At 63.4% G+C, this 24,699-nt stretch carries 22 protein-coding genes; 13 read left to right on the forward strand and 9 right to left on the reverse strand.

All coding sequences use genetic code 11. From position 1 onward, the window contains the following. The first annotated feature begins 198 nt into the window (after window positions 1-198). A complete protein-coding gene (locus CK218_RS17830) occupies window positions 199-1,617 on the forward strand; it encodes an aminotransferase (RefSeq protein ID WP_095828414.1) in 1,419 nt (472 codons plus the stop codon). 228 nt (window positions 1,618-1,845) lie between these two features. Here the strand turns inward: CK218_RS17830 and CK218_RS17835 are convergent, their stop codons facing one another. After that, entirely contained in the window at window positions 1,846-3,048 is a 1,203-nt protein-coding gene (locus CK218_RS17835; protein ID WP_095782476.1) for an aromatic ring-hydroxylating dioxygenase subunit alpha, read from the reverse strand. 420 nt (window positions 3,049-3,468) lie between these two features. Between CK218_RS17835 and CK218_RS17840 the strand changes: the two genes are divergently transcribed. Further along, the gene (locus CK218_RS17840) at window positions 3,469-3,879 is read left to right on the forward strand and encodes a hypothetical protein (protein ID WP_095779309.1); all 411 of its coding nucleotides are present in this window, start codon (window positions 3,469-3,471) and stop codon (window positions 3,877-3,879) included. A gap of 112 nt (window positions 3,880-3,991) precedes the next feature. On the opposite strand, the gene CK218_RS17845 is transcribed toward CK218_RS17840, so the two are convergent. Beyond that, window positions 3,992-6,091, reverse strand: a complete 2,100-nt coding sequence (locus CK218_RS17845; RefSeq protein ID WP_179294531.1) for a sensor histidine kinase — start codon at window positions 6,089-6,091, stop codon at window positions 3,992-3,994. A 148-nt stretch (window positions 6,092-6,239) separates the two neighbouring features. Next, complete coding sequence (locus CK218_RS17850; RefSeq protein ID WP_067319230.1) at window positions 6,240-6,968, reverse strand: response regulator transcription factor; 729 nt, start codon at window positions 6,966-6,968, stop codon at window positions 6,240-6,242. 93 nt (window positions 6,969-7,061) lie between these two features. Between CK218_RS17850 and CK218_RS17855 the strand changes: the two genes are divergently transcribed. After that, entirely contained in the window at window positions 7,062-7,763 is a 702-nt protein-coding gene (locus tag CK218_RS17855) for a response regulator transcription factor (protein WP_066990432.1), read from the forward strand. A gap of 81 nt (window positions 7,764-7,844) precedes the next feature. On the opposite strand, the gene CK218_RS17860 is transcribed toward CK218_RS17855, so the two are convergent. After that, on the reverse strand, window positions 7,845-8,009 hold the full coding sequence (locus CK218_RS17860) for a hypothetical protein (RefSeq protein WP_082980317.1): 165 nt from the start codon (window positions 8,007-8,009) through the stop codon (window positions 7,845-7,847). Window positions 8,010-8,042: 33 nt separating this feature from the next. Next, entirely contained in the window at window positions 8,043-8,264 is a 222-nt protein-coding gene (locus CK218_RS17865; protein ID WP_066990429.1) for a hypothetical protein, read from the reverse strand. 396 nt (window positions 8,265-8,660) lie between these two features. Here CK218_RS17865 and CK218_RS17870 point away from each other — a divergent pair, with 396 nt between their 5' ends. After that, window positions 8,661-9,113 carry a L,D-transpeptidase gene (locus tag CK218_RS17870; protein ID WP_066990426.1) on the forward strand — a complete coding sequence of 151 codons (453 nt, stop codon included), beginning with the start codon at window positions 8,661-8,663 and terminating at the stop codon, window positions 9,111-9,113. A 201-nt stretch (window positions 9,114-9,314) separates the two neighbouring features. On the opposite strand, the gene CK218_RS17875 is transcribed toward CK218_RS17870, so the two are convergent. Together CK218_RS17875 and CK218_RS17880 are read right to left on the reverse strand one after the other, a co-directional pair. Next, a complete protein-coding gene (locus tag CK218_RS17875; protein ID WP_066990424.1) occupies window positions 9,315-12,398 on the reverse strand; it encodes an efflux RND transporter permease subunit in 3,084 nt (1,027 codons plus the stop codon). Continuing rightward, entirely contained in the window at window positions 12,395-13,696 is a 1,302-nt protein-coding gene (locus tag CK218_RS17880; RefSeq protein ID WP_095828415.1) for an efflux RND transporter periplasmic adaptor subunit, read from the reverse strand. Before CK218_RS17880 ends, CK218_RS17875 begins: the two co-directional genes overlap by 4 nt. A gap of 147 nt (window positions 13,697-13,843) precedes the next feature. Between CK218_RS17880 and CK218_RS17885 the strand changes: the two genes are divergently transcribed. Continuing rightward, a complete protein-coding gene (locus CK218_RS17885; protein WP_066990416.1) occupies window positions 13,844-14,377 on the forward strand; it encodes a TetR/AcrR family transcriptional regulator in 534 nt (177 codons plus the stop codon). 159 nt (window positions 14,378-14,536) lie between these two features. Here the strand turns inward: CK218_RS17885 and CK218_RS17890 are convergent, their stop codons facing one another. Together CK218_RS17890 and CK218_RS17895 are read right to left on the reverse strand one after the other, a co-directional pair. Beyond that, complete coding sequence (locus tag CK218_RS17890; protein WP_066990413.1) at window positions 14,537-15,697, reverse strand: patatin-like phospholipase family protein; 1,161 nt, start codon at window positions 15,695-15,697, stop codon at window positions 14,537-14,539. Next, window positions 15,690-16,472 (reverse strand): acetoacetate decarboxylase, encoded by a 783-nt coding sequence (locus tag CK218_RS17895; RefSeq protein WP_095828492.1) that lies wholly within the window; start codon window positions 16,470-16,472, stop codon window positions 15,690-15,692. Before CK218_RS17895 ends, CK218_RS17890 begins: the two co-directional genes overlap by 8 nt. 218 nt (window positions 16,473-16,690) lie before the next feature. Between CK218_RS17895 and CK218_RS17900 the strand changes: the two genes are divergently transcribed. The 8 genes from CK218_RS17900 (at window position 16,691) to CK218_RS17935 (ending at window position 24,676) form a co-directional block, all read left to right on the forward strand. Then, entirely contained in the window at window positions 16,691-17,479 is a 789-nt protein-coding gene (locus CK218_RS17900) for a 3-hydroxybutyrate dehydrogenase (RefSeq protein ID WP_095828416.1), read from the forward strand. A gap of 166 nt (window positions 17,480-17,645) precedes the next feature. After that, window positions 17,646-18,464: a sulfurtransferase/chromate resistance protein gene (locus tag CK218_RS17905; protein WP_095828417.1), complete on the forward strand. Its 819-nt coding sequence runs from the start codon at window positions 17,646-17,648 to the stop codon at window positions 18,462-18,464. Then, window positions 18,461-19,849, forward strand: coding sequence for a chromate efflux transporter (gene chrA, locus CK218_RS17910; protein WP_095828418.1), 1,389 nt, complete (start codon window positions 18,461-18,463; stop codon window positions 19,847-19,849). Before CK218_RS17905 ends, chrA begins: the two co-directional genes overlap by 4 nt. A 100-nt stretch (window positions 19,850-19,949) precedes the next feature. Beyond that, complete coding sequence (locus CK218_RS17915; RefSeq protein ID WP_095828493.1) at window positions 19,950-20,834, forward strand: dihydrodipicolinate synthase family protein; 885 nt, start codon at window positions 19,950-19,952, stop codon at window positions 20,832-20,834. Window positions 20,835-20,856: 22 nt separating this feature from the next. Continuing rightward, on the forward strand, window positions 20,857-21,516 hold the full coding sequence (locus CK218_RS17920; protein ID WP_095828419.1) for a GntR family transcriptional regulator: 660 nt from the start codon (window positions 20,857-20,859) through the stop codon (window positions 21,514-21,516). A gap of 62 nt (window positions 21,517-21,578) precedes the next feature. Continuing rightward, window positions 21,579-22,916 (forward strand): sugar ABC transporter substrate-binding protein, encoded by a 1,338-nt coding sequence (locus CK218_RS17925; RefSeq protein WP_095828420.1) that lies wholly within the window; start codon window positions 21,579-21,581, stop codon window positions 22,914-22,916. Next, window positions 22,916-23,854 (forward strand): sugar ABC transporter permease, encoded by a 939-nt coding sequence (locus CK218_RS17930; protein ID WP_095799868.1) that lies wholly within the window; start codon window positions 22,916-22,918, stop codon window positions 23,852-23,854. The genes CK218_RS17925 and CK218_RS17930 overlap by 1 nt, the downstream gene beginning before the upstream one ends. Next, on the forward strand, window positions 23,855-24,676 hold the full coding sequence (locus CK218_RS17935; protein ID WP_082953638.1) for a carbohydrate ABC transporter permease: 822 nt from the start codon (window positions 23,855-23,857) through the stop codon (window positions 24,674-24,676). The last annotated feature ends 23 nt before the right edge of the window (window positions 24,677-24,699 follow it).

Raw genomic sequence — 24,699 nt, forward strand, 5'->3', positions numbered from 1 at the left:
TATGTGCCTGGAGCGATCACTTCAGACTTGCCGGCTTTCTTTCATCATGAGCGCATCCGCCGATTGAAATCAAGCGCTATTTCTGCAATATTGATTGAATGGACATTCAAAATGAAGTGACGGAAAGCCGCATTTCCAGGGCTTTCCGCTGCGTTTCATGTCTCTGGAAAACACCGCAACGGACCATGCGAGGCTAAGATGGCAGCTGTACGAGAGATCAAGGCGAGGGGAGTTGTCGAGCCCGGGGACGACGATGCGGTCGAGCTGGCCAAGCGTCATCTTGTCCAGCCCTGGCCCTATGCCGGTTCGGTCGGCGCCGAGGCACGGGCGCTGATCGGCGAGGGCGAGGGCATCTACATCACCGACGCATCCGGCAAGCGGCTGATCGACGGTCCGGCCGGCATGTGGTGCATCAATGTCGGGCATCGCCGGGAGGAACTGGCAAGGGTGATGTACGACCAGGCGATGGCGCTGTCCTACAACACGCCTTGGTATACGATGAATGCGCCCTCAGCCGAGCTTGCGAGACGCATCGCCGATGCCGCTCCCGGCGATCTCAGTCACACCTTCTTCACCACCGGCGGCTCGTCGGCGGTGGAGACGGCGCTGCGCTTCATGCAGTTCTACAACAATGTGCGCGGCAGGCCGGAGAAGAAGCTGATCATCAGCCGCGGCGGCGCCTATCACGGCTCGACCTACCTGTCGGCCTCGCTCAACGGCCGCCCGCGCGACCGGCACTGGATGGATGGTGCCGACGAGCTGGTAATCAAGCTCTCCTCGCCCGATCCGTTCCGACGGCCGAAGGAGATGAGCATCGACGCCTTCACCGATTTCCTCGTCGACCAGTTCCGCGACACGGTCGCGCGCGTCGGCGCCGGTCGCATCGGCGCCTTTGTCGGCGAGCCGGTGCAAGCTTCGGGCGGCGTCGTCGTGCCGCCGGACGGATACCTGAAGCGCATCCGTGAGATCTGCCGCGAGAACGAGATACTCTATGTCTCGGACGAGGTGGTGACCGGCTTCGGACGGCTCGGCCATCTTTTTGCCTCGGGCGACGTGTTCGGCCTCGATCCGGACATGATCACCTTCGCCAAGGGGGTGACCTCGGGCTATTTCCCGCTTGGCGGCGTGATCATCTCCGAGCGGCTGCTGGAGGAACTGCGCCGCTCCAACCATCCCGATGCCCTGTTTGGCCATGGCCTCACCTACACCAGCCATCCGATCGGCTGCGCCGTCGCGCTGAAGAACCTCGATCTTTTGGAAGAGGGCGTGCTTCAGCATGCGCGCGAGATCGCGCCCTATTTCCAGGCGCGACTGAAGACACTCGAGGAACTGCCGCTGGTCGGCGAGGTACGCGGCGCCGGCCTGATGGCTTGCGTCGAATGCGTCGCCGACCGCGAGAGCAAGGATCCGCTGCAGCTCGACAAGGATGTGGGAAAACGTATCGACGCGCATTGCCATGAGCTCGGTCTCTTGGTGCGGCCGCTGATCAACATGTGCGTGATGTCGCCGCCTCTCATCATCAGCCGCGAGCAGATCGACGACATGGTCGCGATCCTGCGCGAAGGCATCTCGCGCACGATGGATGATCTGAGGAAGGAAGGCGTTTGGCGGGGGTGAGAGCCTTTCCCTTCTCCTCGTTCCGCAGGGAGAAGGTGCCGAAGGGCGGATGAGGGGCGCCGAGGTCGACAATCAGCCGGACCTGCAGCGCTTCATCTGTTGGAGGTATAACCCCGCAGGCCGGCGCTGCCCCTCAACCTGCCTGCTGTCCAGCCGATAGATGGATAACACTTTGAACCGGATACATAGGTAACAGTTCTCTCCCCGTGGAACGGGGAGAGAACGCTCTCACCCCCTCGACCGCAGCGCGTCGTTCAATCCCCACATGTCCTTTTCCTCCGGTGCGGTCTCCAAGTTCAGGACCGGCACCTGCCTGCGCAGATGGTCGTGGTGGGTGCGCACGCCATATTCGAGGTCGGAGAGGTAGAAGCCCCCGAACGCCTCGGAGAGCATGGATTCGTTCGACCAGACGGAGAGCTGGACATCCTCGTTCATGGTGTCGCGGTCGATGCGGTATGCAAGGTAGCGCGCCGCCGCCTGCTCCCGCGTCTCGTCCTTGTAGCGATAGATCGCGCCGCGCAGCAGCGTCTCGCCGGTGGACAGCGGGAACTCCTGATAGAACTGCACCGATTCCGGCATGATCGACAGCGCGTTGTTGGGGAAGATGCCGTAATAGATCCAGGCTTTGCGCAGATGCTCCGGCAGGTGCGTCGGCTCGGGCGCTATTTTGATGTACTGGTTGACGCTCCAGCGCCGCCCGGCATGCGGGTTGTAGGTGGCGAAGGACCGTGAAACGCCGTTGACGAAGGGTTCGTCGAAATAGGTCGCGCCGTAGAGGTCCTGCAGCGCCGGATGCGCCATGGCAACGTGATAGCCCTCATTGTCGACGTCGCGCACCGATTTCCAGTTGACCGGTGATTTCTGGGTCCAGATGCCCAAGCACGGCACCATGTCGGCAACATTGTAATGGGCGATCTCCGCCTCGATCGGCTTCAAGAGTTCAGCCACGGAAGGCTGCGGGCCACCGTTGCGGAAGCGGATGAAGATGAAGCCCATCCAGACTTCGAGATCGAGCGGCATCAGCCCGAACTCGGTCTTGTCGAGTTCCGGGAAGGAGCGCGGACGGGCAGCCCCCCGCAGCGTGCCGTCGAGATTGTAGACCCAGCCGTGGAACGGGCAGATCAGCGCGTTCTTGCAGGTGCCCTGACTGTCGGCGACGACGCGGCTGCCGCGATGACGGCACATGTTGTTGAAGGCACGCACGACGCCGTCCTTGCCGCGCACGATCAGCGCCCGCTCGCCGATGACGTCCATCGTCAGATAGTCGCCCGGATTTGGCACGTCGGAGACATGGCCGGCGATCTGCCAGTGATTGCGGAAGACGTATTCCTTCTCAAGCTCGAGAAGGGCGTTGGAGTGGTAACTCCACCCCGGCAAACCCCGCCGGTCCCAATCGTTGGGGATCGCCACGTCACGCAGGTGCGGGTTCATGAAAATGCTCTCGTTTTGTTGAATGCTCGTTCAATAAAAACACATTTTCCGTTAAAATGCAATGGCTTGTGAAAATATGGAAATTTCATGCCGACCGGCTTGCAGTCATCCGAGCCGAGAAAATCCCGGAAAATCCGAGCCTTAACCAGGAGTGCAAAACGGCGGTTCCAGCTTCGGATCCGCAGTTTGTGAGGGCACCGTTTCGACGCGCTTCGCGCATCGGACGATCGCGACAGCCATGCCAATTCTGCGCCTGTGTGAGGTCGCTTACAGTCCGCCGCATCCGACAGGAGCAAAAGGAACAGAACGATCCCCGTTTCAGTCCTGTTACATGGGCCATCGCGCCCTATCATTCGGCTGTTACGTGGTGCGGTTAAGTTCGTTTCAAGGAAAAAAGAAAGATAACGAAGGGAACAGCCGATGTTTGCTAAAGTCCGGATCGCCGATGCCAGCCGCCGCTCTTACGGTCCCGAGCGCAATGATCGCCGTCCGAAGCTGGCGTTGCGCCAGCGCGCCAGCGACCATCCGATGGCGATGTTCATGCTGCTGGGCGTTGCCGCCTTCGCCAGCATGGTGCTTGCGCCAGCCGCGGGTCCCGCTTTCGCCTCGATCAATCCTCCGGCCAATGTCGTGGAGGGCGCGCCGACGACGCTCAAAACCGCGCGCCTGCCGCAGTCGCAAGTCGAATTCGCCTGCAAAGGGCAGAGCTGGGGCGCCGAGAACGCCGAATGCCTGCGTGCCATTGCCGAGCAGTCCGGTCAGCAACGGGCCCGAGCTGTGCGTATGATCGCCAATGCCGCGCCGCTGACCGACACCCCGAACGTGTTTTAGGCTCCCCTGAGCGCACCCTCCGCGCTCCAGTCAGGCTCCCGCCGCAAAGTCGGTCGGGAGCCTCTTTTTTCGAATCCGACGATATCCAGGTGAAGCCGCAGAGGGAGCAATTTCAGATGTCGGCGCCGTTGTCGGCCGCCGCGACATCGGCAACGGTCGCAAGGATGCCGCGGACGTCGAGCGTCGAGAAGGGCTTCTCCAGGATCTGCGGCCGCTGCTGCGGCGGCAGTGCCTCAATCTCGGCCTTGGCGCCGATGAGGTCGCCGGTGACCAGCACGAAACGCTGCGCCAGCCCCGGCCGTTCGGCCAGCAATTCACGGTAGATCGATATGCCGCTGGTGCCCGGCATGCGCAGGTCGGAAAACACGATGTCCGGCGGCATGTGCCCGCTCAGCACCTCGCCGGCGGACGTCCAGCTTGGCACGAGACGCGACTTGAGCCCCATGAGCTCCAATATGTCGGACAGCGAACCGGCGACGTCGGGCTCGTCGTCGATGATCAGCGCATGGCGCAGCCCGCTCGACCGCGCCGGACCCTCGCCGGCCTTTGCCGCATTGCCGACAATCGCCGGCAACTGGACGACGAAGCGTGCGCCGTGCGGCTGCACCTCTTCGAACCAGATGTTGCCGTTGTGACGCTCGACGATCGATTTCGAGATCGACAGGCCGATGCCGGTACCGACGCCGACCGGCTTGGTGGTGAAGTAGGATTCGAAGATGCGTGAGCGGATCGCATCGGGAATGCCGGGTCCGTTGTCCTCGACCGAGAAGCCGGGATTGCCGCGCTCGCTGCGAAAGGTCCGCACCTTGATGCGCCGCTCGCCGGTGATGCCGGCCAGCGCATGTTGGCTGTTGATGAGGAAGTTGGCCGCGACCTGCGTGACATGGTCGGCGTCGGCCATGGCGAGCAGCGGGCCGTTGGCGAAGTCGGTGTCGATGATGATGCCGCTGGAGCGCGCACCATAGGCGGTCACTTCGAGCGCCGAGCGCATCACCTGGTTAAGGTCGGTTTCGGCCTGCTCGGTCGGATGCAGGCGGACCATCGACAGGAAGCTCTTGACGATGCGCCCGCAGCGTTCGGCGGCCGCGCGCACCTTTTCGGCGCGCACCTTGGTCTGCGGGTCGGCCGCGAATTCATGCAGCAGCGTCGATTGCGCGACCACAACCGCCAGCGGGTTGTTGAGCTCGTGCGAGACGCCGGCGAGCAGCGAGCCCATTGCCGCCATCTTCTCATTCTGGTGCAGCTTCTCGCGCTGGCGGTTGATCTCTTCTTCGGCGTGCAGCTTCTCGCGCAGGTCGCGGATCGAGCCGAAGATGAGCCGGCGGTCGGCAACCCGCATCTCCGTCGCGGTCAGCTCGATCGGAAAGATCTCGCCGGCCGCGTTCTGGGTCACTGTCTCCAGCCGCTGGCCTACCATCGGCGCGCCCCGTCCGGCCATGTACTCGGCGCCCGACGAATAACCCTTGCGGTAATAGTGCGGCACGATCGTGTCGATCAGATCCTTGCCGAGGATGTCGCTGCGCTTGAAGCCGAACATCTTCTCGGCGGCCGGATTGAATTCGATGATGGAGCCGGCCTCGTCGATGACGATGATGGCGTCGAGCGAAGCCTGCAGCATGGTGCGGCGGATAACCTCGCTGGCATGCGCCTCTGAGGGCGAGCGCTCGATGGCGTCGCCGATGGCGAGCGCGATGATGTGAAGCGTCGCCTCTTCTTCATCCGTCCATTCGCGTTCGGCCGCGCAATCATTGACCGCCAGAGTGCCCCAGAGATGGCCGTGGGCGAAGACCGACACCGAAATGAAGGATTTTATGTTCTGCTTCTCGAAATCGGCCCGCAGGAAACCATCGAGGTCGCGCGTGTGGCCGGCGAAGACCTTGCCCTGGCGCTCATCCTCCTGCAACTGCTCCAGCAGCGGATCGGAGTTGATGATCGACTGCATGATCACGGTAGGCGATGCGAGCTCGCCGCCAAAAGCAGGGTCGATCCAATAGGAGGCCACGGACTGGGCAAAGCCCTCGCCCGGCAACTCGCGCAAACGGAAGAGAATGCCGCGCTGACAGTCCAACGAACGGCACAGTGCCTCCAGTATGCTGTCCATCTCGCGCTGCCAGTCGCCCGCCTCGCGCAAGCGGCGAACGACATGGACGGCCGCCATCGCGGCGCCCTGGCGGGAGCCGTGCATCTCTGTCCGTGCGGCCTCAGCTGTCATCGTCGAACGTCAATCTCCGGGGCCATATCGGTAAACCATGAAATCCAGCACACAAGCCCGAAAATCGACAACGGTTTTCTGGGGGCATGCCGCCGGACCGGAATGCTACAGCGTCGATTGCGTATCCGGAAGGTGCGCGGCGCCGGAGTCAGTTGCCGTCGCCAGCCGGCAGCGAGAAGATATAGCCTTCGCCGCGAACCGTGCGCAGGAATTTCGGATTGGCGGGGTCCGCCTCGATCTTCTTTCTCAGACGCATGATGCGGATGTCGACAGCGCGCGACGATTCCGGGTCTTCCACGAAGCCGATCGCCTCCGAGATCGCCGCCCGCGTCAGAAGCCGGTTGGCGCGGGTGAGGAAAACTTCCAGCACGTCGAACTCGCTCTTGGCCATCTCGATGACCGCGCCGTTGGCGCCGGTCACCAGCCTGCCGTCGAAATCGGCCTGGAAGCTGCCGAAATTCATGAAGCGGCGCGTGCCGGCCTCGGTCTTCGCGGCCTGCGGGGCAACCGGCTGCGGCACGCGGCGCAGCACACTGCGGACCCTCGCCAGCACTTCGCGCAACTCATAGGGCTTCACGATGTAGTCGTCGGCGCCGAGCTCCAGGCCGACGATGCGGTCGAGCGCTGTGCCGGCGGCGGTGGCATAGATGATGCCGATCTGCGTCTTGGAGCGCAGCCAGCGGCCGAGCGACAGGCCGTCCTCGCCGGGCATGGCGATGTCGAGGATGGCGAGGTGGAAGGGTTGCGCTTCGAGCAGGCTACGCGCCGCCGCGGCATTCTCGGCCGTGGCAACGTCATAGCCGCTGGCGCCGAGATACTCGGCAACCGCTTCCCTCAGATCCGGCTCGTCCTCGACGACAATAATACGCGCCTTCACAATGGTCTCGCTCCCGCTTTCAGCGGAAAGTAGATTGGGTATAAACATGATGTCCAGCGCTCATCTCGAGTTGTCCGTGGCGGAGTGGAGAAAATGGCAGCACGATCCGTCGTCGCGCTTGTGTCGGTTGCCGAAGTGGTGGCCGGCGACCTGGCCGACCATCTCGAGCGGCGCGGGCACGATGTGCGTCAGGCGCGCCAGCCCTGGGAGGCGGAGTCGCTGCTTTCGGCAGGCGGCATCGACGTCGTGGTCGTCGGTGACGACGTGACCCAGGCGGAGGGGCGCGAACTGCTCAAGCGCTATAGTAGCCAAGGCGGGGGCGGCGAGGGTGGCTGCGACTTCATCCTGATCTGCCGGCCCGCCGATCTCGTCGACAAGGTGCTGGCGCTGGAACTCGGCGCTGCCGACGTGATCGAAAGCCCGCTCAATGTGCGCGAGCTGGCGGCGCGCATCGGCCGCCTGCTGACGCGGCGCGGCCGCAACCCCCAGGAACTGATCGTGCTGGAGAATGCGACCGTCGACTTGAGGTCGGCCATGGTCATGCATCGTTCCGGCGCCGAGGATCAGCTGTCGCCGGGGCAGGTGGCGCTGTTGAGATTGTTTCTGGCGAGCCCGCGAAAGGTGCTGACGCGCGACGACATCATTGCCGCCGCGCCCGCCGAGAATGCCGACGCTTTCGACCGCTCGATCGATTCGCGCATCGTGAGGCTGCGCCGTAAGCTCGATACGGAGACCATCACCACGATCAGGGGTGCCGGTTACCGGTTCGATCCGCCGACGCCGCGCACCGACTGAGGCGAGGGCCACCAGGTCTTTTCCTCGATCTTGCATCGGATTTCCAAAACCGCTTCGCACTTTTGGATCCGACGCCGGCGCCTAGCGCACCACGAGGACCGAGGGGCCGGACAGCATTTCGGCGCTGGCGGCGATCTCGGCGTGGGCGCGCTCCTTGAGCAGCACCGTTGCAAGCGCGGCAAAGCCAAGCAGCCCCTGGGCATAAAGCAGTGCGGACAGCACCGAAGCGGCAAATTTCGTCTTCATAACTCAATCCCCAATTCGATAGTCGTCGATGCTTCAGGAAACTCCCGAAGCGCCCGCGCCGCTTACGGAGCCCCCCGCTGCGGCGCGGGCCTTCGGTCCTCTCGGCAGCAAGTAGCCGGAGGGGCCGCGCATCCCTATCAGCCGAAGACCGACCCGCCAGAGGGCCCTCAGCCGGTTGACGCGCAGGCTGGAGATGATCCAGACCGTGGCGATGAACAGTGCAGTGTGCAGTGTCGAAACCTCGCCGGAATTCATGGCGCCTAGACGCCGATCCTGAGAAACCAGGTGCGAACTTTCGATTTCCTGCCCATTTTCGCTTGCTGATGTCTGTTCCCGTGACGTCGACATTGCTGCGGGCCTGTATCCGCATCATGCCGCGCAAGTCGCGCTTTGTTGCAATTCGGTTTCGAGATTAGGAGAAAGGCATTCATATCAAGGCCATATACGCTTTGTCCGCCGATTTCGGCCTGCTTGGTATTGCCGGCAGCCAGTCTAAGGGAGCGTGTTCTCTGGAATTAGGCCGTTAACTTAGAGAAACGAATTCGAAACATTAACGCATATTAAGCGAAATAGGCCTGAAACAGGTGATCCCGATAAGACGATCCATCGAAATTGCAGCCGGCCCGACCGGCATAAGAGAGAGGGATCGTCATGCATACCGCCATTTCAGCCAAGCTCATCCACGTCACCGCCGCCGCGCTCACCGGCGCGGCTTTGCTCTTCGGCAGCAACGCCGCTCATGCCAACCAGCTCGTCGCCCGGGTTTCGCTGTCGCAGCAGATCATGGAAGTCACGGTCGACGGCCGGCCGACGTTCACCTGGAAAGTGTCGACGGGCGACAGGGGGCACATCACGCCGACAGGGTCATTCAAGCCGACCCGCATGCATGAGATGTGGTATTCGAAGAAATACGACAATGCGCCGATGCCGCATTCGGTCTTCTTCAGCGGCGGCTATGCGGTGCATGCGACCTATGCCATCAAGCATCTTGGCCGGCCAGCCTCGCATGGCTGCGTGCGCCTGCATCCCGATGCCGCGGCCGACTTCTATCAGCTCGTCGAGGCCTTCGGCCCGGGCAACACCAGCATCCTCATCGTAAAGTAACGGGTCAAGTAGCGGGCGGATTGCCGCCTTCAAGCCAGGTTCGACGCAATTCCGGACGGAAGGCCACGGCGAAGTCGCCGAGCAACCGTTCCACACTTTTCCTGGAATTGCTCTGGCGCCGAAGCCGTGGGGCGACCGCCTAAAAAAAGAGGCCGGGATTTTCCGGCCTCTTTTTTGTCTTTGGAGCAGTCCTGGATTGCTTCAGGTGGGCAGCGCCGGCATCAGCTTCGGATCGGGCTTCTCGGCGAGATGCGGCAGGTCCTTGCTGGCGATGAAGGTGTAGAACATCGGCACGACGAACAGCGTGAACATCGTGCCGACCAAGATGCCGGTGAAGATGACGAGGCCCATCGAGTAGCGCGCCGCGGCGCCGGCGCCGCTGGAGATGATCAGCGGCACGACGCCGAGCGCCATCGCGGCCGTCGTCATCAGGATCGGCCGCAGGCGCACCTTGGCCGAGGCGATGATGGCATCGCGGCGCCGCATGCCATGGATTTCGCGCTGCTGGTTGGCGAATTCCACCAAAAGGATGCCGTGCTTGGTGATGAGGCCGATCAGGGTGATCAGTCCGACCTGCGTGTAGATGTTGAGCGTTCCGAGGCCGATATTGAGCGGCACGATGGCACCGAAGATCGAAAGCGGCACCGCCATCATGATGATCAGCGGATCGCGGAAGCTCTCGAACTGAGCGGCCAGAACCAAGTAGATCACGATCACGGCGGCCGCGAAGGCGATCAGGATGGTGTTGCCCTGCTCCTTTTCCTGCCGCGATTGGCCGGAATAGTCGATGAAGAAGGTGTCGGGCAGCGTTTCCCTGGCCAGATCCTCCAGCACTTTCAATCCGTCGCCGGTGGTCACGCCAGGCAAGGGCAGGGCGGAGATGGTGGCCGAGTTCAGCTGGTTGAACTGCTCGATCGCTGCCGGCGAGGCGTTGGTGGAGATATGCACGACCGCCGACAGCGGCACCATCTTGCCGTCGACGCTGCGCACGAAATACTCGCCGAGCTTCGCCGGATTGTCGCGGAACTCCTGCGGCACCTGCGGGATGATGTCATAGCTGTTGGAGTCGCGATCGAACTGCGCCACTTCGGCGCCGCCGACCAGCAGCGTCAGCGTGTTGCCGATATCGGCGATGGGCAGGTTCAGCGCCGCCGCGCGCTCGCGGTCGATGGTGACGGTCACCTGCGGGGCGTCATAGGACATCGAGTTCTGCACGACGATGAAGCGGCCGGAAGCCTGCGCCTTGTTCTTGATCTTCTCGGCCTGGTCGAAGACTTCCGAGGGATCGCCGGTCGAGCGAACCACCATCGAGATCGGCAGGCCGCCGCCCGAGCCGGGCAGCGTCGGCGGCGCGAAGACGAAAGCCTCGACGCCGGCGACCTTGGCCAAGCGACCGGTGATGTCGGCCTGGATCTCCTTCGAGCTGCGCTGCCGTTCGGCCCAGTCCTTGAAGGCAAAGCCGACAAAGGCGCCGTTGGTGGCGCCGCCGAAGGCGACCGCCGAGAACTGCGCCCGCGTTTCCGGAATGTCCTTAACAAGACCGAGGATCTGGTTGACGTAGGTCTCGGTGTAGTCCGAGGTCGCGTAGCGCGGGGCGGTTACGATGGAAAGCAGGAAGCCCTGGTCTTCCTCCGGCGCCAGTTCGGTCGAGGTCTTGGTGAACATGAAGCCGGTGAGCGCGACCAGCGCGACGACGATAATAAAGGTAACCGGCCTGTTTCTGAGCGAAGCGGTCACCGCCCGCTCGTAGACGCGCTCGACACGACTGAAGGTGCCGTCGACGATGCGCTGGAAGCGGCCGTGCGCGCCGGCCTTCAAGAGGCGAGCCGACATCATCGGCGTGATGGTCACCGCAATCAGGCCGGACAGCACCACGGAGCCGGCCAACGTGACCGCGAACTCGCGGAACAGCGCGCCGGTCAGGCCGCCGGTGAAGGCAAGCGGCGCAAACACGGCAGCCAGCGTAATGGTCATGGCGACGATTGCCGAGAAGATCTCGCGCATGCCGTTGAAGGCCGCCTGCATCGGCGACATGCCGTCTTCCTCCATATGGCGGTGGATGTTCTCCACCACGACAATGGCGTCGTCGACGACAAGGCCGATCGCCAGCACCATGGCAAGCAGCGACAGAAGGTTGATCGAATAGCCTACCGCAAACAGAATGAAACAGACGCCGATCAGCGACAGCGGGATCGTCACGATCGGCATCATCACCGAGCGGAAGGATCCGAGGAAGAGCAGGATGACGAGAATGACGATGGCGACAGCCTCACCGATGGTCTTGAACACCTCCTCGATCGAGGCGCTGATCTGCTCGGTGGAATCGTAGACGATCTCGATCGTCATGCCCTTCGGCAACGTATCCTGGATCACCGGCACGATCTTGTGGATCGCCTCGGCAGTCGTCAGCGGATTGGCGGCAGGCGTCGGGAAGATGGCCAGGAAGGTGCCCGGCTTGCCGTTGAAGCTCACCCTCGTGTCGGTGCTGGCGGCGCCAAGCTCGACCCGAGCCACATCGCGCAGCCGCACCACCTGGCCGTCGGTCGAGCGGATGGGGAGCTGCGCGAAGGCTTCCGGCGTCTGCAGGGTCGAGTGAACCGCGATCGAGGAGACCACATACTCGTTCTGTGTGTTGCCGGGCGCGGACAGGAAATTGGAATTGTTGATCGCAGTCAGCACGTCGGCGGCCGTGGCGCCGCGGGCGGCGAGCCTGACCGGGTCGATCCAGACCCGCATCGAATATTCCTCGGCGCCGAAGATCTGGACATCGGCGACGCCTTCCACCGTCGAGATGCGCGGCCGCACGACGCGCTCGATGTACTCGGTCAACTGCTCCTTCGTCATGTTCGGATTCTGCATCGAAATATACATCATCGCGAACTGCTGGCCGGTGCCCTTGACGATCACCGGGTCCTTGGCGGCATCCGGCAAGGTGCCGCGCACGCCTTGAACCTTGGACAGCACCTCGGTCAACGCAACATCGGGGTTGGAGCCGAGCTTCATCTGCACGGTCACCGTGCTCGAAGACGGGCGGCTCGACGAGGTGACGTAGTCGATGTTTTCCGTCGAGGCGACGGCGCGCGCGATCGGCGCGGAGATGAAGCCCTGAATCAGGTCGGCGCTGGCGCCGGGATAGGCCGTGGTGATGGTGATCGCCGTCTCGTCAACCTTCGGATACTGGCGGATCGACAGGTTGAAGATGGCCTGGAAACCCAGGAGCAGGATCATGCAGGCCAGCACCGTCGAGAGGACGGGGCGGCGAATGAAGATATCGGAAAAGCTCATTGCTGAACCTGCTTGTTTGCCGATTTGCTGGGATCAACGGTGTTGTCGACCGCAACCGACATGCCGTTGAAGAGCCGGTTCTGACCGGCGGTCACGACCTGGTCACCGGCCTTCAGGCCTTCGACGATCTCGACCATGCCGTTGTTGCGGCGGCCGAGCTTGACGAAGACCTGCGACAGAACGAGTGCCGGCTGTTGCCCGGTTTCGGCCGGCTTTTGAGCGTTCTCAGCCGGCTTCGCAGCGCTGTCGGCGGCGTTTGCCGTATCGGAGGTCGGCTTCGAGGCATCGGCTTGCGGCTTGGCTGCATCGCCGGCAGGCTTCTCCGCGCCGGACTTCTGATCTTCCGGTTTTGCTGGCGCCGCAGCGCCGGCCTCAGCGGGCTTGGGCGGCACCACCACGAAGACATAGTCGCCGTACAGGCTTGAGGTCACCGCCGTCTGCGGCACCGAGATGACGTTGCTTTCCTCCGGCAACTCAACGCGGATTTGCACGAACTGGCCCGGGGTTAGCTTGCCCTCCGGGTTGGCGACCTCGCCGCGGATCGACACCAGCCGGCTTGCCGGGTCGATCTTGGGATCGATGCCGCGGATGGAGCCGGCAAAGGACATGTCGGCAGCGTTGCTGCCGATCCGCACCGTCTGGCCGATCTTCAGCAGCGGCAGCTGCTGTTCGGGCACGGTGAAGTCGACCCGCATCGTGTCCAGATCCTGGATCGTGACGACTGAGTTGCCGGGCGCCAGATATTGGCCAATGTCGATCTTCGGAATGCCGACCGTCCCGGTGAAGGGAGCTGCGAGTTGCTTTTGGTCGAGCACGGCTTGCAGCTTGTTCACTTGCGCGGCCGATGCGGTCGCCGCCGCGCGCGCGGCATCAAGCGTAGCGTCGGTGCCGACGCCACGCCGCTGCAATTCCAGCGCGCGGGTCAGCGCCGCCTGGTCGGATGCTGCCTGAGCCTTCTGTGCCACCAGATCGGCCTTCTCGACGGCATCGTCGAGCTGCAGAAGCACAGCGTCGGCCGCAACCTTCTGGTTGGCGTGGAAGAGGATGTCCTTGACGATGCCGGCGGTCTCGACGGTCAGGTCGACGCCGCGCACGGCGTTGACGGTGCCGATCGCCTCGACGCCGGGCGTCCAGTTCGAAGGCTTCGCCACGATGGTCGACACTGTCGCCGCCGGCGGTTTCATGGTGGCGAAAAACTGCTTGATCGCATTGTCGCGAAACAGGTTGAAGCCGACGATGCCGGCGCACACCACGGCGAGCAGCAGCAGAATTCCGGTGATGATGAAGAAGCGCTTCACGGATAGTTCCCCTCGAGCCGGCAACCGGCAACGTCAATTGCCGGGACACATATCGACGATAAATCCCGATTTCAAATTGCGGGCGCCTTACTGTACCGTCTGGACGGTCTTGTCAATTCCACAAGGCCTAATGTAAGGGAAGGCGTGATGAAAGCTCGCAGGGCAAACTCGCGCGACAGGATACTTGCAGCGGCAGCCGACGTGGCGCGCGAGGCGGGCCCGGGAAGCCTGTCGCTCGACGCCATCGCCAATCGGGCCGGCGTGTCGAAGGGCGGTCTGCTCTACAATTTCCCGACCAAGGCCAAGCTGATGCAGGGGCTGGTCGAGAATTACCTCAATGCTTTCGAGCAAGCGCTCGAAGAACGCACGGCCGAGGCAAGCGATGAAAGCGCGCTCGCGGCCTACATACGGCTCTCGGCCGATGATTGCGAGAAGCCGAAACCTTCGGCCTCCTGGATGTTCTCCGCGATCGCCGAGGATCCGGAATTCCTGACGCCGATCAAAGCCTTCAAGCGGCAGCTGTTCGAACGGCTGAAGGGGGAAACGGACGACCTCGGCTCGCTGCTGGTTTGTTTCCTCGCCATCGAGGGGCTGCGCAGCATGAATCTTTTCGATTCAGACGTGCTGTCGCAGCAGGAGCACAAGCTCCTGGTTTCCTCGCTTCTCAAGATAGCCGGATAGGTCGCAGGCTCACATCAGCGGCGGCAAAGACGCTGAGACAAAGACGGCGCCTTTCGCGGCGCTCTCTTCATTTGTATCCAGTGCGTCGAGCGAGCGCTCACTGGCCGGCAAAGGACCTGCCGGAGTTTTCCGACGGCGGGTCATAGTTGCCGAAAGGTATCAGGTCGGGTCTTCGCGATGCAGGTCGTGGATGGCGACGCCTTCGACATTGGTCGGCAGCATCAGCCACTCCTTGTGGCGCAGCGTCCGTTCGGTGTCCTCGAGGCCCATCTCCCAGTGCTCGCGCATCGAGGTCCCCGAGAACTCATAGTCCTTGGCGTGGCCTTCGTAGCCTTTGTGCTGGTAGATCAGGTGGACGATGTTGACCACGCCGGCGTCGGAATAGTCGGCAATCAATTCCTTCTCGCCCTCTATCAGAAATTCCGGCGGAACGCGCTTCAGTGCATCGAGCAGCTTCATCTTCAGCGCATGGATGCGCTGGAAATTGTCGGTGTTCTGGCGCGTGCGGCTGGAATACATGATGTCCTTGTGACGCGACAGCACGTCGGCCATGCCGCGCGGCAGCACGCCGCGAGCGCTGAACAGATCGACCTGGAAGACCAGCGAGGTGCGGTCCTCCTCTTGGTCGAGCAGATATTGCAGCGGCGTGTTGGAGACGATGCCGCCGTCCCAGTAGTACTCGCCCTCGATGCGGATCGAGGGGAAGGCCGGCGGCAGCGCGCCGCTCGCCATGATGTGCTCCGGTCCGATGCGCACCTTGTCGGTGTCGAAATAGACGAAGTTGCCGGTCCTGACATTGACGGCGCCGACACTCAGCCGCTTTTTACCGTCGTTCAGAATGTCGAAGTCGATCAGGCTTTCCAGCGTGTCCTTCAGCTCGGCGGTGTCGTAGAAGCTGGTAGCGCCTTCCGCCCCCGGCAGCTGGAACCAGGGATTGGGATTGCGTGGCTTGAAGAAGCCGGGCTGGCCCATAGTCATCGTCATCCACGAAGAAGTGCGGTTGCGGATGTCGCGATAGATGTCGCCTTCGGGCGTATAGGCCCAGATCTTGCGGCCCGAGACCGTCTGCCAGAACTGCTCCAGCCGCTGCAGGCGCCGGCTCGGCTCGTTGCCGGCGATGATCGATGCGTTGATCGCGCCGATCGAGACGCCGGACAGCCAGGTCGGCTCGCAGCCGGCGTCGGACAGCGCCTGATAGACACCGGCCTGATAAGCGCCCAGCGCGCCGCCCCCCTGGAACACCAGGGCGATGCGGTCGTATTGCGCCGTTATTTCCTCGATGGTGGCGGCTGCCGCCGTTTTTGGGGTGCGTTCAAGCACGAGCCTTCTCCGGCTGGATTGCGCTGGTCGCGGACCGGCCGGCGAGATAGTCATGAACGACCTCGCCCAGTCCGAGCGTCAGATCGGCGATGAAGTGGACGGCCGAGACCACCTCCAGTACCGGCAGCTTGGCGACGTCGGCCATGACGTGCGGCCGAAGGTCGAGCGCGGCCGGCGCCATCCAGGCTTCCTTCAGCGTCACGTCGGTGAGGTAGTAACGGACCAGCTCGCAGATGCGCGGGCTGCCGTCGACATGCGGGATGATCTTGACCAGAAAGTTTGGCGCGGCGAGCGAGGCGAGCACCTGGTCGTGGTCGGCCTCGCGGTGCTTGTAGCCCATGGTGCCGGTGGCGCAGAGCACGCTGCCATAGTGGAGGGTGCCGACCACGACCTCGCCCTCATGCACGATCTTGGGGCTGGCCAGCTTCTTCGGGAATCCCCAGAGCTCGCGGCCGCCGGCGATCGGCGCGTCGTCGTTGAGATACATGGAATGGACATAGCCGCCATGTTGTCCGCCGAAGCGCACGGGGATCACCTGACCGGTCTCGGTATAGTCGCCGAAGCCGGTCGAATCCGGCATGCGGATGAACTCATACTTGACCAGCGGCACATCGATCTCGAGTGGCTTCGGCACGACGGCTTCCAGCGCCTCGCGCGTCGTGCGGTAGGTGATGATGATGTATTCGCGGTCGAAGAAACGGTAGGGGCCTGGCGGAAAAGAAGGGTTGGTAAGCGGCATCGCATAGGCGCGCTTCACGACTTCGGCGATTTCCAAGCTGTTCACCCTTCAGGAATGACACACGGGACACGCACAGGGAATTATGTTGCACGGCACCATGACAGTGCCATGTACGCCCTAGGACCGCCACCTTCCTGTCACTCGAACTGCATCACAACATTGTAATCGCACCGAAATAGGGGCATGGCATTGTTATGTTGCGACGCACAAACTATGTGCTTCAACAGTCCCTCCCTCCACGTGCGAGATCTGCCATGGGTTCGCTGTCTTCCAAGAATGCGCTCGTCACTGGCTCGACCAGCGGCATCGGCCTTGCAATCGCCCGCGCCTTTGCCGCCGAGGGCGCCAACGTAACCATCAACGGCCTGGGCGATGCCGCGGCGATCGAAAAGGAGCGCGCCGGCATCGAGAGGGATTTCGGCGTCAAGTGCCGCTATTCCGGCGCCAACATGATGGACGGCGGGGCGGTCACCGCCATGATCCGCGAGGCCGAGGAGGCGTTCGGCAGCCTCGACATCCTGGTCAACAATGCCGGCATCCAGCATGTCGCGCCGATCGACGAGTTCCCCGACGACAAGTGGGAAGCAATCATCCGCATCAACCTGCTTGCCGCCTTCTATGCCATTAAGGCGGTGCTGCCGGGCATGAAGAGCCGCAAATGGGGCCGCATCATCAACACGGCCTCGGCGCATGCGCTGGTCGCCTCGCCGTTCAAGTCGGCCTATGTCTCGGCCAAGCACGGCATTGCCGGCCTGACCAAGACGGTGGCGCTGGAAGTCGCGCAGGATGGCATCACCGTCAATGCGATCGCGCCCGGTTATGTCTGGACGCCGCTGGTCGAGAAGCAGATCCCCGACACGATGAAGGCGCGCGGCATGACCGAGGAACAGGTCAAGCACGATGTGCTGCTTGCCGCGCAGCCGACCAAAGAGTTCGTCACCGTTGAGGAACTGGCGGCACTGGCGCTGTTCCTGTGCTCGGATGCGGCCAAGCAGATGACCGGCACGACCCTGCCGATGGATGGCGGCTGGACGGCGCAGTAAGTGCAGCTTCCAAAGAAGGTGCGGGGCCGCGCCTTCCTCGACAAGAATTCTTGACAATCGTAGGGGAGCGTTCCAGCATCCTGGCTAAGGGGTTCCCCGCGACGACCCCGTGAGGCGTCAGCCCAACGATCGCGTCCAAACTCTCTTCGTTCAGGAGGTGGACGCCATGCCGTCAACAACTCAGATCACAGTGCCGCAGCTTGCCCGACTCGTCGGCCTGCCGGATGCACCTCGTCTCGTCGACGTACGCATCGACGACGACTTTCAAGCCGATCCGCGGCTGCTGCCGGCTTCTTGCCGGCGCGACTTCAGAACCGTCTCGACCTGGGCGGCCGACTTCTCCGGATCCAAGGTCGTGGTCATCTGCCAGCGCGGAGAGAAGCTCTCGCAAGGCGTTGCCGCGTGGCTGCGCCACGAGGGCATTCCGGCGGAATCGTTGGAAGGCGGTTTCGAGGCCTGGGCCGCCGCCAAGGCGCCGTTGGTCGCGGCCGCCGCGATTCCGCCCCGCGACGGGAAGGGTCGCACCGTATGGGTCACGCGTTCCCGGCCGAAGGTCGATCGCATCGCCTGCCCCTGGCTGATCCGGCGATTTGTCGATCCTGGCGCCGTGTTCCTGTTCGTCGACCCGGCCGAGGTGCCCCTGGTCGCGGACCGCTTCGCCGCGGTGCCCTTCGACATCGAAGGCGTGTTCTGGAGCCATCGCGGCGATCATTGCACCTTCGACACGATGATCGAGGAGTTCGGCCTGCGCACCGAGGCGCTCGATCGTCTGGCGCTGATCGTGCGCGGCGCGGATACATCGCGTCTCGACCTGGTGCCGCAGGCTGCCGGGTTCCTCGCCGCGTCGCTCGGCCTGTCGCGCATGTTCCGCGACGACCTGGAACAGCTCGAAGCCGGCATGCTGCTCTATGACGCTTTCTTCCGCTGGTGCCGCGACGCCACGGACGAGACGCATAACTGGCCGGCTGGGGGTAAGCAACAATGACAGTGCTTGCCAAGGACAGCGCCGCGCAGCCGGCCGATGTCCCGGCTGTGCCGACTTTCGGTGAAGCGACGCGGCTATGGGCCAAGATCGGCCTGCTCTCTTTCGGCGGGCCGGCCGGGCAGATCGCCCTTATGCACAAGGAACTGGTCGAGGAGCGCCGCTGGATCGGCGAGGAGCGGTTCCTGCATGCTCTGAACTACTGCATGCTTCTTCCGGGTCCCGAGGCGCAGCAGCTTGCCGTCTATATCGGCTGGCTGCTGCACCGGACGGCCGGCGGCCTCGTCGCCGGGACATTGTTCGTGCTCCCAGGCGCACTGGTCATGCTCGTCCTGAGCAGTTTCTACATGCTCTACAACGACGCGCCGGTCATCGAGGCGCTGTTCTTCGGCATCAAGGCGGCGGTGCTGGCGGTCGTCGTCGAAGCGGTGATCCGCATCGGCAAGCGGGCGCTGAAGAACCGGGTCATGGTGGCCATCGCGGTGGCGGCCTTTCTCGCCATCTATGTCCTCAAGCTGCCGTTTCCACTGATCGTGCTTGCGGCGGGACTCATTGGCTGGGTCGGCAATCGCTTTGCACCCAGGCTGTTTTCGGGTTCGGCGCAGGGGAAGGGCAACGCCGCCGCCGACAGAGGCGGCGTGGTCGACCTGATGTTCGAGCGCGGCGAGCTCGGCCACACCGTGCCGACCAAATGGCACGCAGCCCGGACCATCGCCATCTGGCTGCCGATCTGGCTCGGACCGGTGGCGCTGATCGCCGTGCTGGCAGGGCCGGGGAGCGTATGGGCGCAGATCGGCGGCTTCTTCAGCCTGATGGCGGTCGTCACCTTCGGCGGCGCCTATGCGGTTCTTGCCTATGTCGCGCAAGCCGCGGTGACCTCGTTCGGCTGGCTTTCGCCCGGAGAGATGGTCGACGGACTCGGACTTGCCGAGACGACGCCCGGACCGCTGATCCTGGTGCTGCAATTCGTCGGCTTCGCCGCCGCCTATCGCCATGCGGGCACGCTCACCCCTCTGCTTGCAGGGTCGCTTGGGGCGGCGCTGACGCTCTGGGCTACCTTTGCGCCCTGCTTCTTCTGGATATTCCTCGGCGCGCCCTACATCGAGCAGCTGCGGCAGAACAAGGCGTTGTCGGCGGCGCTCGGTGCGATAACGGCAGCGGTCGTCGGCGTGGTGATGAACCTTGCGCTGTGGTTCGCGCTGCATGTCGTCTTCGGCAAAGTCGAGAGCGTCGGCTGGGGCGTCGAGGTTCCGGTCGTTTCCTCGCTCGACTGGCGCGCGGCGCTGCTGTCGGCGGCGGCGATGGTCGCCATGCTCAGGCTGAAGGCCGGCATGCTGCCGACGCTTGCGGCATCCGCGCTGGCGGGACTGGCTCTACAGGCATTGTGAATTGTTTCCAGCCGCAGCCAAGCGTGACCGAGAGCTATGTTTACAACTAACATGTCAGTGTGCTACGCCTGCTACCAGATTGATGAATGGAGAATTGCAGGTGGGTTCGCGCTTTGGTCTGTCGGTTGCGCTCACAACGCCCTTTGATGCAGCCGGGCGGATCGCCGTTCCGCTGATTACCGAGCATGCTAGGGCCTGTCTCGATGCGGGCTGCAGCAGCGTGACGCTGTTCGGCACCACCGGCGAAGGCGCTTCCGTCGGTACGGCGGAGCGGCAGGCGGTCATCGATGCCATCCTTGCGGCGGGAATACCCGCGGACCAACTCGTTGCAGGCGTGCTGGTCGATGCGGCGGAGGACGCCGCTGAACAATGCCGCCAGGCGTTGCAGCGCGGCGCCCGCAACATCCTTCTGGCGCCGCCGAGCTATTTCAAGAATGTCGGTGACGACGGGTTGTTCGGCTGGTTCGGCGCCGTGTTCGCCGCGCTCGGTCCGCTGGCCCGCGGCATGCTGCTCTACAACATCCCCTCGGTCACGACGGTGCAGCTGTCGCTCGACCTGATCGGCCGGCTTCGTAAGGCGTATCCGGGCGTGGTCGCCGGGGTCAAGGATTCCGGTGGAGACTGGGGCTACAGCGAAGCGCTGCTCAAGACGCATGGCGACCTGATCATCCTCATCGGCGACGAACGGCATCTGGCGCCGGCGATGCGGATCGGCGGCCAGGGCGCGATTTCCGGCATGGCCAATTTCGCCGCCGGCGAACTGCGCGCCATGATCGAGAGCGGACGCGACGACTCCCGCGTGGAAAGCTTCGTCCTCGAACTGCTCCGGCATCCGGTCATCCCGGCGGTGAAGGCCATGGTGGCGCGCCAGACCGGCGACGAACGCTGGCTGACGGTCCGGCCGCCGCTTGAGCCGGTAGCCTTGCAGGAACGGCAGCAGCTTGGCGCCGCTTACGACAGGCTGTTTGCGACACAGGCAGCCTGAACCGGGGAGGGCGCTGATCGGCATGGACGACACGAGCGAACCGGCAACCCTCAGGGAGAAGGCCTATGCCAGCTTCACGCGGCATCTGCTGGCCCGCGACCTCAGGCCCGGCCAGTTCGTTTCGCAGCGCGAGCTGGTCGCCTTCACTGGCCTGCCGCTCGGAGCCATCCGCGAGATCGTGCCGCGGCTCGAGGCCGAGGGGCTGCTGACCACCATACCGCAACGCGGCATGCAGATCGCGCATATCGACATCAGCCTGATCCGCGAGGCTTTCCAGTTCCGCCTGTTCATGGAGCGCGAGGCGGTCGCGCTGTTTGCCGTCAACTCGTCCGACGCCGAGATTGCGGGTCTCAGGCGCGAGCACGAGGACATGCTCGCCCAAGCGCTGGCGCAGACCCCGACCCCCGAAATGGAAGCCAAGGCCCAGAACATCGACTGGGCTATGCATGACACCTTCATCAGCGCGCTGGGCAACGAGATCATCGCCAAGGCCTATCTGGTAAATTCGGTGAAGATCCGGCTCATCCATCAGGAGCGGTTCCGCATCGACGGTCGCGTCGTGCCGGTCATGCGCGAGCATCTTGCGGTGATCGAGGCCCTGGAGAAACGCGATCCGCAGGTGGCGGTCGAGGCGATCAGCCAGCACATCGACAATGCCCGCCGGCTGGCGCTGCAGATTTGAGGAAGCAAAACCGCGCCGCAATCGTCGTGGCGTAAATCGACAACGACAACCGGGAGGAAGAAATGTCGTCCAATCCATTCAGTCCAACCAGAAGGCAGCTGCTCCAGGGAACCGCGGCTCTCGCCGCCACCGGCCTCGTCGGTCTTCGTCCGAGCTTCGCCGCGGGCGTCGACTGGAAGCGCTTTGCCGGCACGACGCTCGACGTCAACCTGGTCAAGAGCCCGCGCAGCGACACCATCCTGAAGAATCTCGCGGAGTTCGAGGAGCTGACCGGCATCAAGGTCAATGCCGAGGCGACACCCGAACAGCAGCAGCGCCAGAAGACGGTGATCGAGCTCAGCTCCGGCAAGCCAAGCTTCGACGTCGTGCATCTGAGCTACCATGTGCAGAAGCGCCAGTTCGAGAAGGGCGGCTGGCTGGCCGACATTTCCGGCTTCCTTGCCGATCCGGGCCTCACCGATCCAGGCCTGACCGAAAGCGACTTCGCCGAGGCGGGCATCCAGTTCGCCAAGGACGGCCAGGGCGTGCTGCGCTCGCTGCCATTCTCGGTCGACTACTGGATCCTCTATTGGAACAAGGAGTTGTTCGACGCCAAGGGTATAAAATATCCCGAGAGCTTCGAGCAGCTGGTGGCTGCCGCCGAAGCGCTGACGGATCCCTCAAGCAACACCTTCGGTTTCGTCGCACGCGGTCTCAAGAACGCCAACACGCCGGTATGGACGTCGCTGATGCTCGGCTACGACATGACGCCGCTCGGCAGCGACGGCAAGCTGCGCACCACCTCGCCGGAGGCGATCGAGGCTGCCGCCCTCTATCAGCGGCTGATGACCAAGGCCGCGCCTCCCGGCGTCACCGGCTTCAACTGGGCCGAGGCGCAATCCGCCTTCCTGCAGGGCAAGATCGGCATGTGGTTCGATGGCGTGGGCTTCGCGCCGCCGATGGAAAATCCGGAAAAATCGCGCGTCGTCGGCAAGGTCGGCTATGGCGTCATGCCGAAGGGTCCCAAGGCGCATGCCGCGGGTACTTTCGGCGACGGCATCGGTGTCACGTCCGCCAGCGCGAAGAAGGAAGCGGCCTATCTGTTCTGCCAGTGGGCCGTGTCACCCGCCATGGGCGCGCGCCTGCTGCAGGCCGGCGCCGGCGTGCCGTTCCGCAAGTCGGTGCTGGAAGACCCGAAGGTGCGCGACGGCGTCACCATGCCGGCGAGCTGGCTGGATGCCGTGGTCGGCTCAGGCAATATCAGCCGGCTGGCGCTGCCGGTCATCATCCCGGTCACCGAGTTCCGCGACATCTATGGCGTGGCGCTGACCAACATGATTGCCGGCGCCGATCCCGCCGACGAACTGAAGAAGGCCACCGAGCAGTTCCAGCCGGTTCTCGACAGGAGCGAGCAAGGTTGATGTCCGCCATCGCCCCGGAACGCGCAGGGGTGACGACGCAAGCCGTCGAAGAGAGCCAGCCGATCCGGCTGGCTCCAAACTACTGGCCTTTCGTCATTCCTGCGCTCGTCGTCGTCGGCGCCGTGATCGTCTTCCCCTGGGCCTTCACGTTGTGGATGAGCGTCAACAGCTGGACGCTCGGCCAGTCGCGAAGCTTTGCCGGGATGGAAAATTATCTGCGCTTGGCGAGCGATCCGCGGTTTTGGGAATCGCTCTGGCATACCTTGATCTATACTTTCCTGTCGGTGGTCGCGCCGATGTTTTTCGGTACCGTCGCCGCGCTCATTTTCGACGCCAGGTTTGCCTTGCGCGGCCTGCTGCGCGGCGTCTTCGTGATGCCGATGATGGCCACACCCGTCGCCGTGGCATTGGTCTGGACCATGATGTTCCATCCGCAGCTCGGCGTGCTCAACTATCTCCTGTCGCTGGTCGGCATTCCGGCGCAGGAGTGGATCTTCAACGCCAACACCGTCATTCCTTCGCTGGTCGCGGTGGAGACCTGGCAGTGGACGCCGCTGGTGATGCTGATCGTGCTGGGTGGGCTGGCATCCGTGCCGCGCGAGCCGTTCGAAAGCGCCGAGATCGACGGCGCCAATGCCTGGCAGCAGTTCCGCTACCTCACCTTGCCGATGATCGCGCCGTTTCTGATGATCGCGGTCATCATCCGCACGATCGATGCGCTCAAGAGCTTCGATATCATCTACGCGATGACCCAAGGTGGGCCGGGCACGGCATCGGAAACAATCAACATCTATCTCTACAACACCGCCTTCTCCTATTACGACATGGGCTACGGCTCGGCCATGGCGGTGGTGTTCTTCATCGTCATCGTGGCCCTGTCCTTCATCCTCCTGATGTTGCGCCAGCGCTCGCAATGGGTCGACACGGAGGGCAAATAGGTGAGCTCGCGGCTGCTCAACAAGATAGGCCTGTTCTTCGCGGCGCTGGTGCTGGTCTCGCCGGCGATCCTGTTCTTCCTCTGGATGATCTCGCTGTCGCTGAAGTTCGAGATCGACAACGGCGCCTATCCGCCGATCCTGATCCCGGAGCGCTTCGCCTGGTCGAACTACGCAAAGGTGTTCGAGGAGAACAATTTCCTGCTCTATCTGTGGAACTCGGTGCTGGTGACCGGCACGGCGACGCTGCTGGCGCTGCTGATCGGAGTGCCGGCCGGCTATGGCATCGCCAGGCTCAAGGCGGAACGCTCGGCGATCGTCATCATGATCGCCCGCATGACGCCCGGGCTTTCCTACCTCATCCCGCTGTTCCTCCTGTTTCAGTGGCTGGGCATCCTCGGCACGCTCTGGCCGCAGATCATCATCCATCTGGTGGTGACGGTGCCGATCGTGGTCTGGGTGATGATCGGCTATTTCGAGACGACGCCGATGGAATTGGAGGAGGCCGCCAACATCGACGGCGCCAGTTCGTGGCAGGTGTTTCGCCTGGTCGCGCTGCCGATCGCCAAGCCCGGCATCGTCGTCGCCTTCATCCTGTCGATCATCTTCTCGTGGAACAACTTCGTCTTCGGCGTCGTGCTCGCCAGCCGCGAGACGCGGACACTGCCGGTCGCGGTCTACAACATGCTGTCCTACGAGCAGGTGAGCTGGGGGCCGCTCGCCGCCGCAGCGCTCGTGGTGACGCTGCCGGTGCTGGTGCTGACCATGTTCGCGCAACGGCAGATCGTCGCCGGGCTGACCGCCGGAGCGGTCAAGGGTGGCTGAGCGCCTGATCCGCCCTCATTCCT

This window comes from Mesorhizobium sp. WSM3879, from assembly GCF_002294915.1.
In the GTDB taxonomy this organism is placed as follows: domain Bacteria; phylum Pseudomonadota; class Alphaproteobacteria; order Rhizobiales; family Rhizobiaceae; genus Mesorhizobium.

Bases quoted from the DNA above. Each gene is read 5' to 3' on its own strand.
- CK218_RS17920 (WP_095828419.1), top strand. From the start codon at position 20,857: ATGGACGACACGAGCGAACCGGCAACCCTCAGGGAGAAGGCCTATGCC.
- CK218_RS17830 (WP_095828414.1), top strand. From the start codon at position 199: ATGGCAGCTGTACGAGAGATCAAGGCGAGGGGAGTTGTCGAGCCCGGG.
- CK218_RS17925 (WP_095828420.1), top strand. From the start codon at position 21,579: ATGTCGTCCAATCCATTCAGTCCAACCAGAAGGCAGCTGCTCCAGGGA.
- CK218_RS17835 (WP_095782476.1), bottom strand. From the start codon at position 3,048: ATGAACCCGCACCTGCGTGACGTGGCGATCCCCAACGATTGGGACCGG.
- CK218_RS17865 (WP_066990429.1), bottom strand. From the start codon at position 8,264: ATGAATTCCGGCGAGGTTTCGACACTGCACACTGCACTGTTCATCGCC.
- CK218_RS17885 (WP_066990416.1), top strand. From the start codon at position 13,844: ATGAAAGCTCGCAGGGCAAACTCGCGCGACAGGATACTTGCAGCGGCA.
- CK218_RS17845 (WP_179294531.1), bottom strand. From the start codon at position 6,091: ATGACAGCTGAGGCCGCACGGACAGAGATGCACGGCTCCCGCCAGGGC.
- CK218_RS17875 (WP_066990424.1), bottom strand. From the start codon at position 12,398: ATGAGCTTTTCCGATATCTTCATTCGCCGCCCCGTCCTCTCGACGGTG.
- chrA (WP_095828418.1), top strand. From the start codon at position 18,461: ATGACAGTGCTTGCCAAGGACAGCGCCGCGCAGCCGGCCGATGTCCCG.
- CK218_RS17905 (WP_095828417.1), top strand. From the start codon at position 17,646: ATGCCGTCAACAACTCAGATCACAGTGCCGCAGCTTGCCCGACTCGTC.
- CK218_RS17930 (WP_095799868.1), top strand. From the start codon at position 22,916: ATGTCCGCCATCGCCCCGGAACGCGCAGGGGTGACGACGCAAGCCGTC.
- CK218_RS17900 (WP_095828416.1), top strand. From the start codon at position 16,691: ATGGGTTCGCTGTCTTCCAAGAATGCGCTCGTCACTGGCTCGACCAGC.
- CK218_RS17860 (WP_082980317.1), bottom strand. From the start codon at position 8,009: ATGAAGACGAAATTTGCCGCTTCGGTGCTGTCCGCACTGCTTTATGCC.
- CK218_RS17840 (WP_095779309.1), top strand. From the start codon at position 3,469: ATGTTTGCTAAAGTCCGGATCGCCGATGCCAGCCGCCGCTCTTACGGT.
- CK218_RS17870 (WP_066990426.1), top strand. From the start codon at position 8,661: ATGCATACCGCCATTTCAGCCAAGCTCATCCACGTCACCGCCGCCGCG.
- CK218_RS17855 (WP_066990432.1), top strand. From the start codon at position 7,062: ATGGCAGCACGATCCGTCGTCGCGCTTGTGTCGGTTGCCGAAGTGGTG.